The sequence below is a fragment of the Marinomonas balearica genome (assembly GCF_004362145.1).
Lineage (GTDB): Bacteria > Pseudomonadota > Gammaproteobacteria > Pseudomonadales > Marinomonadaceae > Marinomonas > Marinomonas balearica.
The window spans coordinates 62,977-83,231 of sequence record NZ_SNXC01000013.1 but is presented as its reverse complement, the minus strand read 5'-3'; the positions used below and the strand labels follow the sequence as shown (position 1 = coordinate 83,231).

The window sequence follows — 20,255 nt, the reverse complement described above, 5'->3', positions numbered from 1 at the left end:
CAATCTAGCGTCTTTGAATTTACGCGGGTGCGACTGGCTACAAAGCCTCGAGGGCTTATCACAGCTTAGCAATCTAGCGTCTTTGGGTTTAAGCGAGTGCCGCTCGCTACGAAGCCTCGAGGGCTTATCAGGACTTATATGGACGCTCCGGCTAGGTCAAGGCCGCACTTAACCGAATCACTCTTTTCAGGGTGATTTTTTACTCTCTTATTAACCGATCTTGATTTTTTTTAGCCAATCATCATGAATAAAGGGTCGTACTGACATATATCCGGCCTATTATGAAAACATCTTTTGGTTTGTTTTCTAGCCCTAATGAGATCCGTACTTAGCTGTCTTAAACACCCACTCGGCTTTAAAAACCTTGTCCTGACCAGACTATTGCTAAGTGCGGAAAACCCGCTTTTACATCATGTTTTCATCGACATAGGTAATATCATTTTCAGTTTATTAACTTCTATTTTCTTATCAGTGTTAAGCTGGGATCACTCGATAATCTTCATTTCTCTGAAGCAGTATCCATGCTAATCGAGCAAGACGATTAGCAATCGCCACGACGGCTTTGTTTTTTCCTCGACGCTCAACAATCTGTTGAATCCATACAGACAGTTTATCGGTTTTACCTTTTGTTCGGTGCAACAAGGTACGAGCACCGTGAATCAGTTGTTTTCGCAAATACCGGTTCCCTCGTTTCGTAATACCTCCAGTCTTAGATTTTTCTCCACTTGCATATTGCTTGGGTGTGATACCAAGCCAAACAGACAACTCTCTTGGAGTGCTGAACTGGCACGCGTTGCCTATGGCGGCAAACAAGGCTGTCGCATTGAGAACACCAATACCAGGTAGCGTCATTAATCGTTGGCACAAAGGATGATCTTGTGCGTAGTTTTTTAGTTCTTTTTCAATGGATAAACTTCGTCGACTCAGACTATCAAACTCCTCTTTAGCTTCCGCTAACTGTAATTTCATACGAGACGTTAATCGTGGTTCAGCGGGGTCAAGTAACTGGGAAGCATGCTGCTTAAATCCCGCTAATCCCATCGGAATAATGACGCCGTATTCGCTTAATAAGCCGCGTATCTGATTAACAACACTCGTACGACGAGCAATCAACTTATCTCGAATGCGATGTAAGGCTTGAATATCTTGTTGTTCGACCGTTTTTAGAGGAACGTATTTTAGATTAGGACGCCCCGAGGCTTCAGCAATCGCTAATGCATCATTACGATCATTTTTATTACCTCGTACAAAAGGTTTTACGTGTTGAGCCGGAATGAGGTGGACATTATGCCCCATGTCAGAAAAAACACGTGCCCAGTAATGGCTAGAATAACAGGCTTCCATAGCCACAACTGATGCTTGTTGATTGGCTAATAGACTTGATAACTTGGCGCGTGAGACTTGCTTGTTCTGAATAACGGTTCGATCAGGAGATAAAATGCACACCTGAAAAACATTTTTTGCTAGATCAATGGCAATGGTATTAAACTTGTTCATCTGGACGCTCCTTAGTATTAACTGTTGTTAGCACATACAGTTTGGCGCATTGACGCCGTAATGAGGAGCGTCCATCTCATCACCGCCTTAACGTATTTGGGTTTAAGCGGGTGCGACTCGTTACAAAGTCTTAGCCCAAAAAATACAAAAGATTTTCTTCTGGAATCACCACGCCTATCCATTCACGGTAATTTACCTGTAGAACAAATAACAAAAGAGTTAACTCAGTCTTTCGATCAGTATGCCGTTGAGAATTGGTATCACGACATTGCTACTCAAGGCCATTCCGCAGTAAAGTCTTTGAAAGTCATGTTGCTCGGTAACGGGCGAATAGGGAAAACACAGTTAGCAAGAAGGTTAAGAAACGAGCAATTTGACGAAAAGGTTCCCAGCACGCAGGGTATTCAACTGCATACTATCGACTGTACTAGCTTATTAGATCGCCCAGAACTGTCTATTCAAACATGGGACTTTGGTGGGCAAGATGTGTACCTAAGTACACACAACCTATTTATAGATAAACGAGCCGTTTATCTATTGTTATGGCACCCAGACACAGAAAATACCGAGCAAGTGACGTGCGAGCAGATTTTAATACGCAATAAGCCGCTGAGTTATTGGCTTGCTTACCTGAGATCCTTAGTCGGTAAAGATGCCAATATTTTACTTTGCCAAGCACAATGCGACACCCCCGATCTTGACTGCCAAGCGCCGATTCCATTTCCTAACCCTTTTACTCGTTTGCAAAGTACGCCCACTAGCGCAAAGACTGACGAGGGGCTAGAAACCTTCTTGCCATTATTTAAACGCCGGCTCGATTACCAAATACAACAAAATGGTGACGTTTGGCTACCGAACGGCTGGATTGCCGTTATAGATAAATTATCAGATCTAAGAGAGGGAGGCACAAAGCAGATAGCCTTTTCTGAATTTGAAACTCTGTGTAAAGATGACAAGATTTCTGTGCCACTCTCACTCGCCAATTATTTACACCAGTCTGGCTCCGTATTCTTTAAACAGGGTCACTTCAATAATGGAATTATTCTCGATCAAGAATGGGCGTTGCAAGGCGTGTATCTTTTACTGGATCGTAAAGAGGCATTACCCGATCTAAAAGATAGAAATGGAGAATTTTCGGCTTCAACATTGGAACGGTTACTTTGGAAAGATAACCAAGCCAAACAAGATCACTCATTGTTTTTAGACATGATGCAACAGTGTGACGTGTGTTTCGAAATCGATGAAGACCGTTATATTGCCCCCGATGCTTTACCAAATAAAAGCGATATAACCAATCAGATTAATGCAATTTGGCAAGATGCAGAGTCAGAAATCGAATTAGAAATACGCTACGACTTTCTTCATGACGCCACACAACGCAGTATATTAAGTAATATAGGCAGTAACGCGAAAAAGGGCGCTTGCTACTGGCGCTATGGTTGCTGTTACTACGACAGTGAACACAAAGTAAAAGTCGCTCTTGAATGCCACGAAGTGCCAGAATCGGGCTACACACAAGAAGACATAGATAATTTTCGACGCCCTGGACTTGTGAAAATATCCATTACTGGTGAGCACGCTCAAAAATATTTGAAACACCTTACAGAATCAATTATAGAAAGCCACCATTTTGGCAATAAACCGGAGGTAAAGTGGGTGAAAGGACATATATCTGAGGAACGCTCTGATACCGACTTCAAGTTGAGGGCGAACTCAAACGAAGAACCCTTTAGCCAGATAGGTTTGGCGGCTGAACCGCCAAAAACCAAACCAAGCGTTTACTTTTCATACGCTTGGGGCTCAGCAGGCGAAGAGCATCAGGATATTTGCGACGAGATTTACCAAAAGATAGACAGTGATCCTGCATTAGACGTTCATAGAGACAAAAACTCAATGAACCAAGGCGACAGTATTGATGCGTTTGAACGTTATATCGCTAGAGCTGATTTTATTGTGCTTTTGGTTAGCCATAAATCATTGTATTCCTCACACTGTATGAAAGAACTTGCTCATATGTATCATCAGTGTCAGCGACAGCAAAATGAATTTATCAGTAAAGTCATACCAGTGATTTTATCGGATGCAAAAATCGACACACTAAAAGAAAGGTTAACATTAGCCAAGCATTGGAAAAATGAATTCGACGAAACCAACGAACTTATTATGCAATTGGAAGCGTTATCGTCTGGCAAAGAGTCTGTTAGTGAGCTGGAAGAATTGAAACTTATTCAGACAAGTTGTGCGAATGTAACGGCATGGCTTAGCGATCTAGTGACTGAACGGCAAGCTGATTTACAGGTCGATAAAACGATTCAACTATTAGAGCGACGCATAAAAGAAGCGAATAAGACGTGAGTTTAGCCTCATAGAAAACAATAGCTCTCACAACAACAAAAATTATCGAAAATAAGAGCGTATTTTAAACAATCCCTGCTATAAGTAGCGTCGGGGCTGTCTTAACATAAGTGATAAATGCCTCTATGGACTAACAGTATGCTGAGTTGATAGACATATAGACTCTGAAACAAGTTCAGAGTGACAGGTATCACGCAGATGCTCACATTTCATTCAAGGGCTAATTGAAGGCCGTACAGGTCAAAGCGTTTAACGTATAGATACTTTTGACGCGTTTATAGCGTGATGACATATGCGGATTTAGAATGAGCTTGTGATGATCGGCTTGATAGCAAAGCAAGTGAATGAAAAAAGGTAAGACGACGCCAGACGTTAAGTTAAAGGAAGAGAGCATCAGCCAAATCATCTGCACGCTAATCTAGACGCAACAAACGACAGACTCTAGCACGCACACAGAGCAATAAACTCAAGTAGGCATCGTGACGTTGTTAACATTTGCCTAAGCAGACGTCAGCACATAAAAGACGACTAGATATCAATAAGTTAGTGAGAAACGAAGAAGATCATCCTATATATTGCTTATTACACTATTTCCGATAATCACATTTATCGGAAATAGTGTATGGAATTACGTGGCCTTCCTTTAGGCGTTCTATCCATCTTTTTCAATTCACTCAATCCAGTTGTCGAGTCTACTAAATGTGGATACCAAACGGTCACATTTCAATCAAATCTTCTAACTCATCTATCGATACAATCGCCTTTGATTTTTTCACAGCGCTTGTCGTTTTGATTACTCCCCGTAGTACCACGAAGTCTGTACATCCCCGTTTCTTCCAACACTCCGAAAAAGCGTTCTACCACTCCTCTAATTTCAGGAGTGCCTGAAGGACCGTCGTTAAACGCATAGTTTAGGTTTTGAATTAAGTTCTCCACCACAATTATAGATAAGTGTGGTGGAGCATTATCAAGAGAAATTTCATCAAAGACTGCCCAGCGTATCGACAATACCTGGTAGGAAAACCGCTCCAAATACATAATCGATTGGAAAGTCAGCTCCTTTGGAGCCCAAGGATGAATTTCATCCATATCTTCGTAAACAATAGACTTATCCAAAATAAGCGGGCTTTATAAAAGTCGCTTTGCATGTAGCGCATCACTGAACCACACCAGCTTCTTATCCAACAATCCACTTGTGAATTGCTGCTATGCCCTCCTCTGGCAGGACTGTTGTCACCACTTAAAATTTAACCAATTAGGGCGTTAAGGCTAATAATCATCTGATGATTCTAAGTTCACTAACTTAAAGGTTCGCAACATTATCACTAGACAATTTTCGTTAAGAATATTAAAACTTTAAATTGCACACCTAAATTGTATGCGTATAATTACGAACAAAGTTTGTTGATATCCACATACAAGGATAGTGCTAATGAGTTTTGAAAATGAATATACTCATAAATTCCCAGCTGTTAGAGGGATGCAATCTGGGAGACCCTGCTATATTGCAATGTGCCCTATGAGGTTAATTCCAAAACTGTTTCTCTTTGATGAGGATGTTGTCCCACCAGAGCTACGAGCACAGAGAAGATTGAACGACGCCCGAGTCCCTGATATTGCAAACTATCTTATTGATAATTCAGATAATTATACTTTATCAGCTATTACCGCTTCAGTGAATGGTGATACGCTGTTCGAGCCTATGGCAGATACAGGACCAGCAATAAATCTTGGATTATTATCTATCGATATGAATGCTCAAATTTTAGTCAATGATGGACAGCATCGAAGAGCGGCCATTGAAGTGGCTGTTAAAGAAGCTCATGAACTTGGCTACGATAATATCCCTGTTTTGTTCTTTATCGATGATGGTCTCAAACGTAGCCAACAAATGTTTGCAGATTTAAACAAACACGCTGTAAGGCCATCTGACTCCTTGAGCACGCTTTACGACCATCGAGAAGCGGCCTCAACTTTAGCACGCTACATTTATGACCACGTTCCATGTTTCAAAGCATTAACTGACCTAGAGCAGAACAGCCTCTCAAAACGAAGCAGTAAATTATTTACGCTTAGCGCTATTAAAATTGCATCGAAGACACTCCTTAAAAAAAGGTCAAAAGACAAGATAACAGCGGATGAAATGGTGTTAGCGGCTAGATATTGGGAGGCCGTATGCGTTAACATGCCCGACTGGAAAAGCGCCCTCAAAAAGTCCGTCACCACATGCGAACTGCGTGAGCAATATATCCATGCTCACGGTCTTGGTCTCGCTTCAATTGGGGCGGCCGGAGCTGACCTTTTACGGCAATATCCTGACAACTGGGAAGAGAAATTGGAAGCTCTTAAACATATAGATTGGAGCCGCTCAAATACCGCTATTTGGAAAGGCCGCGCAATGGACACTCGCGGAGTAATAAGCAAAACAAAAAACAATACCGTTTTGACAGCCAACATTATTCGACATGCGTTAGGAATTTCCTTAAACGCTGACGATCAACTGATAGAAGATCAATTCAACTCATGACACAACAGCGATCTACCATATTCTCCACTATTGATGAAATGCTGGAGTCCTCTGAATTTGCGGGTAGACCAGCTCTAGACCTTATCAGAGAAACCCAAGAACTGTATCTTGAAAATGATAAACCATGGGTCATCGGATACAGTGGTGGCAAAGACAGTACGACCGTACTTTCTTTAGTGTATGTTGCAGTAAGCAGGTTAGAAAAGTCCTTACGTACTAAACATATCTACGTAATTTCTTCTGACACCTTGGTCGAGACGCCGCTTGTGGTTGACATGGTCAATTCTTCTATACAAGCTATTAATGACAATGCTAAAGCACTCGACCTACCTTTTACTGGACATGTTGTATATCCAGATTGGGGAGAAACCTTCTGGGTGAATCTTTTAGGTAAAGGCTACCCAGCCCCAACACAAAATTTCCGTTGGTGTACTGAGCGAATGAAGATCGATCCTGTTAGTGATTTCATCACTGACAAGATTGCTAAATATGGTGAAGTCATCGTAGTACTGGGTGCTCGTAGTCAGGAAAGTGCTTCTCGTGCCCAGGTTATTGCTAAGCATAAAATTGATGGGTCTTCCCTATCTCGTCATAGTTCTTTGCCCGGCGCTTTTACCTATATGCCAATCGAAAACTGGACGTTTGACGAAGTGTGGATGTACTTGCTTAGTGCTCCAGCAGCATGGGGAGGTGATCATTATGAGCTGTTTGATTTATACAAAGACTCTAGTGCTGGCGAATGCCCTCTCGTTATCGATACTAATACACCGTCATGTGGTAACTCTCGATTTGGCTGTTGGACTTGTACAGTGGTAACCAAAGACCGTGCCATTGAGGGTCTAATTGAATCTGGTGAAACTTGGCTACAGAAGCTCAAAGATTTCCGCAATAAACTATATGTTACAACCAATCCTGCTGTTAAAGACCAGTATCGAAATTACAAACGTCGAACAGGTAAAGTTCAGTACGCTCGTGGATCAATCGACAACGAGAACATAACGGAACTGAAAACTATCCCTGGTCCTTATTGGTTAAGTGTTCGTAAAGAATGGATTGAGGAGCTTCTCACGATTGAGAAAAACCTTAACGATGAAGGCCACAAAATCGAACTTATCCGCCCAGAAGAATTGTTTGCCATTCGTAGGGAATGGATGTTCGATCCCAATGAGCCTGATTGGTCAGATGAGCTCCCCGCGATTTACCGAAGAGTATACGGTAAGGACCTAAACTGGCCTGATACTGACGGAGGATCATTCACTCAAGATGATGCAGAGCTACTCCAAAGCCTAAGTAAACAGTATAGAACGCCAGCTGAATTAGTCATGAAACTACTTGAGCTTGAAATGTCTATGGATGGCTTAGGTCGTCGTAAAGGCCTTTTCAATAAAATTGAAAGTATCTTGAAAAATGACTGGGGCACTCTAGAAGAAATACTAGCTCATAAAGAACAAGCAAAACCATCAACTTCCATTGCAAATGGAACAAGCTACGATGATCAATTAGATCAGCTCACTAAAGAATTAGAGGCACTCCAGTGATTTTTAAGAAGTTATATCTACAAGACTTTGGAGTGTTCGGCGGTGGTTTTGAGCGCAATACAATTGACTTACAACCACGAGAGAAAGACGGTTCTCTTCGCCCAATCATATTATTTGGCGGTCTTAATGGCGCAGGTAAGACAACAACACTAACAGCTGTACGTTTAGCGCTTTATGGCCGTCAAAGTCTTGGTAAAGCGATTACCACAACTCGCTATCATGATTTCCTAGCGGATTCTGTTCACAAATCACGCAATCAACTTCTAGCTCCTAATACAGCCGCAGTACAGCTGGACTTTGACTTTGGACGCCGCGGAGAAGTTATAGATTATACTATAAAACGTAGCTGGTCTAAAAATGGCAATAACATTATAGAGTTGTTAGAGATTTACCAAAATGGTGAACTGATAAAAGGCCTAACTGACGAGCAGAAACAAAGCTTTCTAAATGAGCTTATTCCGATTGGCGTAGCGGATCTGTTCTTCTTCGATGGTGAAAAAATTGCCGAGCTTGCTGAAGACGATAACAACGCTGTGCTGGCTGACGCGATCGACCGTCTTCTTGGCATTGATATCATTAACAGACTTAAAGCCGACCTTTCTGTTTACCTTCGTAACCAGAAAAAAGATAAGATGCCTGAAGATGTTCAAACTCAAATCAATGTCTTTGAAGCCATCTATAAAAAGCAGTACGGCTTGTATCAAGAAGCACTTTCAAATCTTGAGACCAAAAAGATTGTTCATACTGATTTAATGGCGAAAAAAGAACGCCAACTTCAAACAGTGAACGAGCTGGGTGGCGCTTGGGCAAGCTCCCGTCAGTCAGAGGAAGCTAAAGAAATTAAGCTAAGAGAAGAGAAGATCAACCTAATAAACCAAATTAAAGCGTTGTTAGCTGATGCGTCCCCTCTTAGTCTTGCTAAGGTACAAATCCAAGCTCTGATGCAACAGTTAAAAGCTGAGCAGCAGGCTAAGAAGGAGCGCCTAGTTGAAGACGAGCTTAACTCTCGAATTGAAGCAATCAAAAAATCTCTTTTGAGCAGCCTTGGTAATGACTACAAAGAAGAGATCGAAAGCTCATTTACAGCTCAAAAAATTCAACCCTCTTCTGCTGTAGAGATTATCCATGATATTTCTGATTCGGAGTTTAATCGCCTGCAGCATATCATTGATAATGTGGTACCAAAGCAGCAGGAAGAGCTAAAAACATTGAGCTCTCGCTTAGAAAAAATCGAAGGTGAGCTAGAAGCGATCGGTATCAATATTTCACGTGCTCCGGATGAGAAACGTATCGAAAGCTACGTTGCAGAGCTTAGCGAAACAAATAAGCAGATTGGCGCAATTGAAACAGAATTAGAACAGCATAAGAAAGAAGCAAAAAATGCTCTTAAGCTCGCAATGGACGCTCTTCGCAAACTTCGAGATCATGAGAAGCAATACAATGTAAGCTCTTCCGTTACTAAAGGTATATCACTGGCAGAAAATACAAGAGGCCTACTATCTCAATTTGCAGCGCAAACACGTAAACGTCGAATCGCAACATTAGAAAAAGAGTTCCTAAAGTCATTTAGCAAGCTTGCCCGCAAAGATGATTTACTAATTAAAGCTAGAATCAACTCAGAGACCTACTCAGTTACGCTACTGGACAATAATGGCAATGCCGTTGAGAAGCAAAAGCTGTCTGCAGGTGAAAAGCAGATTTTCGCCATCGCAATGCTAGAAGCCCTTGGCCGCACATCGGGTAAAGCCCTACCTATCATTATTGATACACCACTTGGACGATTAGACTCTAAGCACCGTAAGAACTTAGTAAGAAACTACTTCCCTACTGCCAGCCATCAAGTATTAATACTTTCGACGGATACTGAAGTAGACGAAGATTTCTATCAAGAGCTAGCACCGGATATTTCACACGCTTTTGAAGTTACATACGATCCTGAAGCAGGTTGTTCTTCATATAACGAAGGCTACTTTTGGCGCTCATAAGTGCCAAAAGTAAATCCACTTAGCCAATTAAGCATTACACTAGATAAAACGGAAACCAAGTCATGTTACCGCAGAAAATGAAAATCTCTGATAAAGCCTTTCGATCACTTAGTCGCCTACAAAACAACACAGGGCTAACAGTGAATATTGGCGCTCGCTTGGCCTTCTTCTCCTCTATTGAACGTGGCTATACCTGGCAAGGTGAAGAGATCGACGTAAAACAGCGTGAACTTGATAAGTACACGTGGCTTGGTGAGCATGTAAATCTTATTGAAATGCTACTAAAACAAAAATACCCAAACCTTGAAGAGAAAGACTACTACAAGGCTTGGGCGAGTCATATTGATGATGGAGCCATCACGATTGAGAATAAAACGAATATTTTTTCATTTTTTTAAAAAGCATCCTTGAAAAGCATATATTACGCACTATATGCTTTTCAAGCTTAATTATAGCAGTTTGGTAAATGAATGAACTATAAAACCTTAAAAATTAACTTTCATCACCCCAAATCTTAACAGCTATATCTTTATATATTTTCACACCTGTCTTAGTAGTTGCCTCAGCACTTTCAAAATAATCATCATTAAACTCTATACTACTTAGAATGGATATAAATCTCTGAGTATCAAAAGACAATATATCACCTCCTACCCTCAATTCATTTGATAATATTTTTTTCAAAAGTCTCATCATAGCAATAAGGCCTACTGTTTTATTCAAAACAGATACAGAGTTTTCCTTGCCCCAAGCCTTCGGCCATACATTATTAACAGCAGTAAAGAAGCAAAACACAATTCTCATTATATCCTTATCTTGACCATCAAAGAAAAGTTTTCTAAACGGAAAATTAACAAGGTCTTTCTCATCAAATCTATCTGGCTCATTTTTCTTGAAATTAAACATACTCCTTTCCTTACTCATAAGATAATTCCGATCATTTTGAGGAATAGGAGATATTAATTTCACTAAATTATCTACGAATGCAGCCTGAGTAAGGGGCTCACTTTCATTTCTTCTTGTTTTAACACCAAGTCTTTTGACTCTATGATAAAATGGACTATTATCTCTTAAATTTAAATAAACGGCAATCAAATGACTAGAGCGCCATGGGCTTCTTGATTTTGAAAGGGATTCCAAATCATAAACAAGACTTTTGTTAACCTTTGTCTGATTCTGATTAACCATTGCAAAGACTTTAGCTTGTAAAGACATGTCGGAGTTAACAAATATAGTTACAACTAATTCAAAAGGCTTTACTTCACCTTTGTAGTTTTCATAATTAAAATTATCATCATCAAATCCGGCCATCCTATGCTGACCATCTAATATGTTAGCAATATAGGGCTTTTTATCTTCAGGATATTCAATTTCTAATTTATTATTTGACCAAGTTACAGTGACTTTATCTTTATTATCTAGCTCTTTATCTAGCTCTTTATCTAGCTCTTTATCTAGCTCTTTATCTAGCTCTTCATCTAGCTCTTCATCATTAATAGAAACTATTATTGAGTTAGGAAAGGTTGCATCGACTGTAGAAATATAATCTTTTATTTCCTCAACACGAGAATCTTTAATTTTTCTCTGTATACCTAGGTATGACTCTATTCCATTCTCATCCACTTCCATCCTTCTAACATCAGCTTTAGAAATTTCGTATAATTTTTTCGCATCAATTTTACCTATATAAAAATCACCTATAGGCTGACTAACTTTAAAAGCATCTATTGATAAAATCATCTATCTAACTCCTCATCAAACTCTCTATAGGCTTCAAATTCATTTCTCTTGTAATTATCCATAGAGTCATTTGGAATATAGCTATCCGTAAAAATGCAGTAATACCATACAAAAAAAGTAGCGCAGATAATACTTATGTCTGCTGTTGTCGGATAATTAATTGAGCTTTCATGCAAATCAAGAGCAAACAGGTTTCTACCTAAAACCCCAGAATACATAAGTGCACCAGCTACCAAAATATAAAAGACAAGTAACAAAGATAAAAAATCAAAAAAATTCCCTTCAGGTTTTTTCGACCTAGATTTTTTGAAACTCATCATAAAAAAAGGAGCAATAAACGAAGAGCAATATAAAAACATAACCTCAGAGAAAACAAGGTTCGAAAACTCGTCAAAAAAACCTTTTTTATTCGCATATGCTGACACAGCGGAAGAGATTATCAGTGGAAGAAATGCAAAAAACAAACTTATAAATAAATTTACAATAACATCTAAGTGAGTTTTAAAAAAAGAAGAATATTTTTTGTGTTTTTTAATAAACTCTTTATAAAAATTAGCTTCTTTCATTTAATATTTCCCAAAACGCTAAATCTTTTATTTTTGAAACTTTCTTTTTACCATCAACGCACAAGCTATAGTGCTTCTCCAGCTTCTGGACCTCGGACATTATTCTGTCTTCATCATTCTTATGTTGAGTATTGAAGATCGCTTTAATTTCTTGTCCTTTTATCTTAGCTACATTATGTATCACCCAAGATAAGATCAGGGTTGAATAGTCATTGTCACCCGTCTTGAAATGCGTCAGCTCTTGCGTAGATAAAATAGTGCCTACACCAAACTCACGGCCTTCTTTAAGGATTTTCTTAAGACTGTCGAAGTCTTGAGACATAAAGTTGTCTGCCTCATCAACCAAGATCATTTTTGAAATTTGGCGATACTGACCATCGAGAATAGAGCTCCCCCGCTGATGCATCTGCGTGTAGAACAAGTCTAACGTGAGCGCCACGATTAGGTTTTGAATTTTCTCATCGTAACCCGATAAGTTGATGACTGTCACGCCGTCAACTAGATCGTATAAAGACTTTGTTTTGCTGCTATCTGACTCGAAGATTTCGAAGCTAACCAGGTCATCAAGCGCTGCGTAAAGAGAATCCTGCTCTACTTTTTCTTGGCTTTGAAATATTGACCAAACGTCCGCTAACGTAGGTGCCAGCTTATTCCAAGTGCTTTTGTCCCGCGCAATGATTCCTGCAGCTTCATACGCTTCATTGACAAGTGAACGCGCTTTGTTTTGCTGCTTTGGCCCTAAATTAAAGGCTTTAGATATGGTTGCTCGGAACAAGTTAGCTGTATGCATCGGTTGCATAGGGCTCTCGCCCACAATCGCAAACGGGTTAAAAGGCAGATGGAATAGATCGTATACCTTTGCTCCGGTCGCTTCGACAAAGTCATCTTTCACATAGTCCGCTTTGTAATCAAAAATAAGAATCCCAAATGGTTTACCGCCTACGTTCTTATGTTGATTCCGAACTAATTGTGTAATCAAAGACTTGGTGAATTGGGTTTTACCTGTTCCCATCGTACCGATGATACCAGTGTTGGTATTAAACAGTTTTGAGGTATCAGTTGGCTCCCAAATGACCTCTTGCTTGGTCGTGACATCAGTGCCAAAGATCACTTGTAATGGTCCGCTATTTTGCTCAGACTCTTCACTTTGGTCGATATCGCTTTCATCTTTTGAGCTATGGCTAGACTCATCTGAAGTACTTTCTAATGGGCTATTTTGAACAGGACTATCTGCTTCAATCTCCGTCTCGTATCCTGATGAGATCATATCTGGCTTGAGCAGATACTCATCAGGGATACATAGAGTTCCTTTAGTCGCGATCTGAGTTGCAAGCTCACTGTAAGGCTTATGTACAAGTCCATCCATCATCGACATAGGGATGTCGATTTCTAAGATGTTATCAATGACTTCGTATCGTTCAGAGAAACAGCTATCTGTATTCAGGTGGGCAACTACTAAACCGGCTGGGTAACCTGCAAGTTGGCCGATTTCATACTCACCTTGAAGCCATCTGACACGATCACCTTCGAAGGAATCAAAATAGTTTTCTTCAAAGACCTCATAAAGCTTGTATTTTTCAACTTGTAACAGCACTTGGCGAATAAAGAGACCTCGATATAGCTTACCCGCAAAGTTCTGCTGCCCAAGCATTTCTTCCATATAGCGCTTAAGTTCTGTTGCTTGGTTTCTTGCTTTAGAATAATCAGGACGGCTACCTGCTTTAGCTTCAACAGGAAGTAGATAGAGAGCCCCGTCTTTGAAACCTGCAAACAAGATATCATCTGAAATGGCGCCTTTTTTCAGGCCAAAGTTATGACGCGCAAAGTCAGAATCCGACATAGCTAAACCAATGTTACCCGCTACTCGAATCATTTCAGCGACTGACAATGGAACCCAGCAGATCTCAGACTGAGATAACATAACGCTAATGACTTTGTAGGAAGCAATGACACCTTTTTTACCCAGCTTTTCCGTTTCGCGATCATTGACCATTTGCAATAACCACTCACCATTAAATGCATTGAATTCGCGGATTAGGCTCTCACCCGCGGCACCCAAGACGTTTTTATAAAGCTGAGACTGCTTTGTTACGGTGATCGCATCGTAACCGGATGAACTCGTATATTGATCTGAATAGTGAATAAGGATGACATCCTGGCTCGCCTGAAAGAACTCAAGAGTAACTTTTGGATCAATAATCGTTGTCCAAACAGAACTATCATAAGAGCGCTCAAGCTGTGTCTTGACACTATCACTTACCGCGAGGCTAATTGCAGAACTATTACGGTAGCTATCATTACTTTTATGAGTAGGTTGCCACAACAGCCCAAAATAGCGCGCAATTTCTAAGTGGGATTTACCGACATAATCAACGCCCTCTAAACCAAAAGCAGTAAAGTAAGCTCCTTCATCAGAGCGAGAAGACTCACCATTTAATAAGCCGTCAGATGCGATACTGCTTACATGCTTATCAATGTTATTATCCCGCACATCCACTACCTGGTTATTCTTAAAGAATGTAAGGTGAGCGTAATGCTGTTCAGACACATTTTTATGCTGATACTTACTAAAAGATAAACGAGTTCGCAGTACATCAACGATCGTATCTGTATTACGTTTCGCCGCCCCTTTTTCTAAGGCATACCTTTCCTTGATGTCATCATAACTGCCCATCTCTGCAAAGATATCGAATTCAGTTTCTTGCTCTTCATCGTCATAGAGATTGACCTGAATGTAACGCCCATCCTCCAAGTACTCCATGTAGTACGTAAGAACGCCTTTAAAGAGCTCTTTGTTATCTGCATTATTAACAGAGTTAATTAATATAGGAGCCGTTGGGACGCTTTCAAATAGCTGTTTGAAGGTACACGTAAACTCTTCAATTTTGGTTTTGACCAGCTTATTGATGTAATCAAAACTGCTGTCTTCGCGAGGTACTATCTCAAGCCACAATGGGTTTTCATCGACTACCTGAGTGTAACTATAACCTTGGTGCTTATCGTAAAGGTGTGGCGCTAGGCCACGGGCATTAAGTCGCTTCAAGGTTACTTGAGGCAAGCCCTTAAAACTCAACTCTTCCCCATCTTTTAGAATGCTTTCAACAAGGTGTAATGTGTAAGACAAAACAAGCGGATGGAACGGCGTGAGATATTTCTTAACTCGGCTTCCTTGACTGTCACGAATGCTAGCTGTCCCTAAGCGCATTAAAAGCTTAGTTGCTTCGTTTAGGCTCTTATCAAACTCAAGGGAGCCTAAATACTGTTTGTAAGCCAATATAAAAGCTTTACCAAGCTGTAACGTTTTTGGCCCCCAACTGTCTAAGGATGGTAGAGTCTTTCGTTTGCCCTCTTTGAAGTTCTTCAGAAAATCCACATAGCTCAAATAAATCTCAGAAAGCTCACTAAACTCAGCTAACTCCGCTACAGAAGCTCCCTCTTTGCTGTCAGCATTCCAATCAATGGTTTCTTCTTCAATAATTGACCATTCAGTTCTTAAAAGCTGCTGACGTAAAAAGAGCTGTTTCGTCTCTTGGTTATCAAGAATCACTGAGTCTTTTGTTGGTTTGAATGTACCAAAGTACTCATCCTTGAATAGATTGCGTGTACGACTTACATCCATAAGTAAAGGCAGAATTAAAGACTCTTTAGCAGACTCACCTTCGACAATCACTTGAAGCTGCGTTGCACCACTCTTAAGAGTAAACTGAACTTCATCCGACTCATCATAGAGCTGCTGAAAGTCAATATCCCCTACGTCGGAGATATCAATTAGTTCACCGCTGTCTTTTAAAACATGCGTACTGGACAGCTCAGGGTTAGTAACTAACGTTTGCTGTTCCGCCTGAATAGTTAATGCTTGCTTTGAGCGATTCACCAAAAACACACTAAGCAGTTCGTCTAAGTAGAACGCAGCCTCAGGCAGAACCACACAGTGAAACTTATAACTCTCGCCACTCAGTTGACGCTTAAGACTAACTGTAAAAAACTGTGGGTGATCAGAACATTCACCAGTAATGGTAAGCGTTGTTTTCTTACCTTTTGGCTTATGAGTCAGAACCAGGGATTCATTCAACTTCTTAGGAAGAATATCAAACTCTTGTTTTTGAGTTGTATCCCCTTGAAAGCAGATATCAAATTCGTAATGGGGTTGATCCGCAGGTGTACGAATCAATAGATGTAAATCTCGAAGACCAGCACCACTATCTTTTTTTGAACGACTCTCTAAGTAGCAGCCTTTCGCTTTAAAGCGATCAAACTCTAAATTTTGTTTTTTTTGCTTTTCAATTTCTTTGTTATATTCATCAAAGGTCAGCTCTTTCCAAGCTTCTGAATCAATAAAATTCTTCTTGATAAAACTACTGCCAAATTGAGTTAATCGATCATCCAGTTCGGCTGAGTGATGTTCAATTTCGAATTCGATCTCAGACCTGAGCTTTTTATTCTCTTCAATACGTCGTTCAATTTGTCGAGCATTTGAAGAGCTGCTGTTCCCTTGCCAATCGTTCGTCAGCACCGGGTCATTGAACAAACCAAGTTCATCAAAACGCAGATCGCCATCCGTCATAGACTCATATAAGCTTCGATAACCAAAGATACTGGCGTTATCCGCTGCGATCATTTTAGACTGTATATCTAACAAGCACTTTGAAGTAACTTGATTGCCAACTTTGTCATCAATTAAAGTCGATAGCTGATTTTTGATCGACTCCGTCGACCAAATAGCACCTGGCTGTGCTAAGTCGTAGGTGCTGTTTGTGATCGTATCAAGTGCACTGTTGTGAATCATGATTAAAGCATATGAGTCTTCAACAACACTATCTCTTAACTTTGCTAAGTAGTTTTCGGAGTAACAGCCCTCTTCAACACTGCCTGATTCAGCGTGACCAGCTATGATAACTTTGACACCGTTTACTTCAAGGTAAGGCAGTAGTTGGTTGTCATCTGCTATTTGGTCATCAGAAACATCATTAAGAGCCTTCAAAAGCTTTTTAGTATTTTCTGGATCCATAGAACGAAATTGAAACCGCTCCCCTGATACAACCTTTCCATCCAGCCATGCCTTCAGGCTCTCAACTAAAAAGATCTCAAATTGTTTTTCTGACATAGACTGCATCTCCGCTGTCACTCATGCGATCGAGGTTTCCTACTCGCTCGTAAAACTCAATTAGGGCTTGTTGTGATTGCTGATCGAACCAAACACCACGCTTTTTAAATTCTTCAATTAATTTCTGAAACTGCAGCTTCTCTAAATTGCCAATAGCCAGATTCGTCAAAAGCAGCAAGTAATCCTGATTTATTATTAGAACCCGCCCACCACGACGACGGTTTTGTATAAAATGCCTAGCCACTTCATTTTCAAAAGCTAGGACAACCTTACGGTTAACGGTCAGCTGGCTTGAGCGCGGTTGAGTAAAAATCTCATCTGCTGTCTTTAGAATACTAGAGATAACATCTTCGATATCTGCTTGATCTAAGTTTAGAGGCTCTCTTTTTCTTGCATCCCTATACGCGTTTAAAAAGCTAGAGAAGCCAGCTAGATGCTCGGTTTTTAACTCATCATCACAAGAGTTCAAATACTCGTAATACATCCATAGTGGATAGCACATTGTTTCATCACTATCCTTCGCGTCAGGCTGATTGAAGTATTCAAGAGCAGAGAGATAAGGAAATAAATCCGCAACCCTATCAACTAAAGCGGGTAAGGCATCACGCACATGGGTACGCTCAGTACTTGCCCTTTCAGTATCCAAAATAAAAAATAGCGGCTTGCTAGAGGGCTGGACTCGCCAACTTTTAATATTAAGAGCCAATTGAGCACTGTATAGAAAGTTGTAGAGGTTTATAAAGCTCGACACATTTTGCATCAGATAATTTGGGTGATTACATAAGAATGTAAGATCGTCTGAGAATACTTCTGCAAGGAATGGTAAATAGTTGAAGACCTCATTCGATGGCTGTTGATCAATGACAAACGAAGAAAACTCTTCAACTAGCTCAGCTTCTAAAAAGTTATTACCTTTAGATTTGATGCTAGTTTGAGTCTGACGAGCATTGGCCATTCCACCAAGAACAGAACTAACGTGTTTAGTGTTGACTGAGCCTACCCCCTCTTTTTTTAGAAGCAGGAACTCTGGAGAAACCTGATACAAGCCTTTTACATCATTTTCAAAATACATTTCATGAAGCAAGGCCTCAAAATCAGAATCTCCAATCTTGTCACTAAGTCTTTGCTTAGAAGCATTTATAAATTTATCAATCGTCGCTTTGCTATCAACTCTCTTAGCTGTGATGATTGAAATTAAATGCCCAGCGATACACAAAGCATCAACATCAGACAGTCGATTACTTCTTTGCTGCCGAAACGTTAAGTAATGATTTACGAAATTTTTTTCTTTTATTTTCTGGCTTGCCAGCGCACTAAGATTTTCCTGAATTCCCATTAGTGTAAATCCTCTACTACAAACTCATCGTACTCTAGGCTAAGAGACCAATGGGTACTGTTATCTGCCTTATGAAAATTAAGTGAACTCGATTGCCCTGCAATGGCCGTGATGTCCTCGATTACTTCTTCTAATATCACCACCGAGTTTTTGTCATGGCGATTTGGACGGTATCCCCCCAGAACTCGCTCCGAAAGCTCAAGGAATGAAATGGTGACAGGAAAAGCCTGGATTTCTTCATCATCAATGCAAAGATATGCATTAAAAAAGTTGATTTTGTTTGATTGATCACCACTTATTCGTTTTGGATCCATCTTCAGGTCAACTTTAGATGAGATAACCACACCATTGCGCTCTGCAATGTAGATACCATCTTTGACTACCTTTGATACCAGTCGATTTGCAAACTTACGCAAGCTCTCGATTAGACTGTCTTTATAAAATTTACGTAGCATTTTCAGATCTGGCTTTTCAGCATGATGCATTTGCCAGATACGCACATACTCATCAAAAAGAGGCTGCTCAAAATCACTTTCAAACAAGCGATGGTAACCATTTCCGATATCAACTTTTCTCAATAGAAAGAATGCTCGGATCCAAGTCGAAGGCGTGTATTTATCAATCTCGATCTGGTACTGACCAACAAGTGATGCCTTAAAGCTTTCAAATGCTTCCTCTTTTACCGACAAAGATTGTTGCACTACAAATTCATCAATCCTCTTTGATCGGATTAAGCAAGGGTCAAACGAAGACAAGGAGCCAACTAACCCACCAGAATAAGCATTAAAGAGGTTATCAAAGATCGACTGACCACCTGCGATTAAGTGATAAATAAAATCAAGCAGTGAACGCGAGGAGAAGAACTGATCATACTTTAATCGTGCTTGAAGTAAGAGCTTAACAATTAGCTCTTGCACAGTACGTTCTTGGAGAACTCGGTAATTCTGATATTCGATCTTTGAGTGCTTTTTAGAATCGTTTACATAAGCCTGGTAAAGTGGGTTTTCAGCTGTAGACGATGTAACTCTTTCTAATAGCTGACTGATAAAGGAAGAGCCAACTTCACCTGCAGCTAAGCTAAATTTCGGATAGTCTTCAAAGCTAACAAATGAGAGGTGATTTACTTTTCGCTCACCATTGATAAATTTCTTTATCGCATCTTTTACAAGGTTATGCCGCCCTGCCCCAGAGTTAAGGTAATTAAACATCATACCAATGTTTATACCTATTACTAATGGCTTATCTGATACCGCATGACTGTCGAAGAGCTCATTTAATGCTTCGACAGCATTTTGATCCGGTTTGAAACTATGAGTTGCATCAAGGTGAAATTGATAGACCTTTGAATATTGATCGTAATATCGACGTAACAACTCGGATTTTCCATCTCCGCTCGAACCACAAAGAAAAACTATTCCTCGTCGTTCTTTTCCTTCCTCCAAGGCGTCTCGAAACTTTTGCTCTATTTCTGTTTCAATATGAAGGTAATCTTTAAACCTTTCAATGTTGGACGGCGCTTTTGACAACGTTATAACCGCAGATGCAGATGATCGAGATAGCGAACTTAATAATTCGTAGAACTCCATAAAAATCCTTCTTCTAATTGA

Annotated in this window: 12 protein-coding genes; 5 read left to right on the top strand and 7 right to left on the bottom strand. The window is 40.2% G+C overall.

Features of this window, described 5'->3' with window-relative positions:
* Window positions 1-474: 474 nt before the first annotated feature.
* Window positions 475-1,497 carry an IS110 family RNA-guided transposase gene (locus DFP79_RS12300; RefSeq protein ID WP_133504242.1) on the bottom strand — a complete coding sequence of 341 codons (1,023 nt, stop codon included), beginning with the start codon at window positions 1,495-1,497 and terminating at the stop codon, window positions 475-477.
* Window positions 1,498-1,557: 60 nt separating this feature from the next.
* On the opposite strand from DFP79_RS12300, the gene DFP79_RS12295 reads away from it, so the two are divergent.
* Window positions 1,558-3,852, top strand: coding sequence for a COR domain-containing protein (locus DFP79_RS12295; RefSeq protein WP_133504241.1), 2,295 nt, complete (start codon window positions 1,558-1,560; stop codon window positions 3,850-3,852).
* Window positions 3,853-4,593: 741 nt separating this feature from the next.
* On the opposite strand, the gene DFP79_RS12290 is transcribed toward DFP79_RS12295, so the two are convergent.
* Window positions 4,594-4,968, bottom strand: a complete 375-nt coding sequence (locus DFP79_RS12290) for a hypothetical protein (protein ID WP_133504240.1) — start codon at window positions 4,966-4,968, stop codon at window positions 4,594-4,596.
* Window positions 4,969-5,284: 316 nt separating this feature from the next.
* On the opposite strand from DFP79_RS12290, the gene dndB reads away from it, so the two are divergent.
* The 4 genes from dndB to dndE all read left to right on the top strand — a co-directional run bounded on the left by dndB (window position 5,285) and on the right by dndE (window position 10,300).
* On the top strand, window positions 5,285-6,379 hold the full coding sequence (dndB, locus tag DFP79_RS12285; protein WP_133504239.1) for a DNA sulfur modification protein DndB: 1,095 nt from the start codon (window positions 5,285-5,287) through the stop codon (window positions 6,377-6,379).
* Window positions 6,376-7,917 carry a DNA phosphorothioation system sulfurtransferase DndC gene (dndC, locus tag DFP79_RS12280; protein WP_133504238.1) on the top strand — a complete coding sequence of 514 codons (1,542 nt, stop codon included), beginning with the start codon at window positions 6,376-6,378 and terminating at the stop codon, window positions 7,915-7,917. The genes dndB and dndC overlap by 4 nt, the downstream gene beginning before the upstream one ends.
* Window positions 7,914-9,902 carry a DNA sulfur modification protein DndD gene (gene dndD / locus DFP79_RS12275; RefSeq protein WP_133504237.1) on the top strand — a complete coding sequence of 663 codons (1,989 nt, stop codon included), beginning with the start codon at window positions 7,914-7,916 and terminating at the stop codon, window positions 9,900-9,902. The genes dndC and dndD overlap by 4 nt, the downstream gene beginning before the upstream one ends.
* A gap of 62 nt (window positions 9,903-9,964) precedes the next feature.
* Complete coding sequence (gene dndE, locus DFP79_RS12270) at window positions 9,965-10,300, top strand: DNA sulfur modification protein DndE (protein WP_133504236.1); 336 nt, start codon at window positions 9,965-9,967, stop codon at window positions 10,298-10,300.
* A gap of 94 nt (window positions 10,301-10,394) precedes the next feature.
* Here the strand turns inward: dndE and DFP79_RS12265 are convergent, their stop codons facing one another.
* From DFP79_RS12265 to dptF, 5 genes are read right to left on the bottom strand one after another with little or no spacing between them, the layout of a single operon-like run.
* Window positions 10,395-11,642 (bottom strand): DGQHR domain-containing protein, encoded by a 1,248-nt coding sequence (locus tag DFP79_RS12265; protein WP_133504235.1) that lies wholly within the window; start codon window positions 11,640-11,642, stop codon window positions 10,395-10,397.
* Entirely contained in the window at window positions 11,639-12,208 is a 570-nt protein-coding gene (locus DFP79_RS12260) for a hypothetical protein (RefSeq protein ID WP_133504234.1), read from the bottom strand. Before DFP79_RS12260 ends, DFP79_RS12265 begins: the two co-directional genes overlap by 4 nt.
* Entirely contained in the window at window positions 12,195-17,312 is a 5,118-nt protein-coding gene (gene dptH, locus DFP79_RS12255) for a DNA phosphorothioation-dependent restriction protein DptH (protein WP_133504233.1), read from the bottom strand. Before dptH ends, DFP79_RS12260 begins: the two co-directional genes overlap by 14 nt.
* Complete coding sequence (dptG, locus tag DFP79_RS12250) at window positions 17,293-18,648, bottom strand: DNA phosphorothioation-dependent restriction protein DptG (RefSeq protein ID WP_133504232.1); 1,356 nt, start codon at window positions 18,646-18,648, stop codon at window positions 17,293-17,295. Before dptG ends, dptH begins: the two co-directional genes overlap by 20 nt.
* Window positions 18,648-20,234 carry a DNA phosphorothioation-dependent restriction protein DptF gene (dptF, locus tag DFP79_RS12245; protein WP_133504231.1) on the bottom strand — a complete coding sequence of 529 codons (1,587 nt, stop codon included), beginning with the start codon at window positions 20,232-20,234 and terminating at the stop codon, window positions 18,648-18,650. Before dptF ends, dptG begins: the two co-directional genes overlap by 1 nt.
* Between the last annotated feature and the right edge of the window lie 21 nt (window positions 20,235-20,255).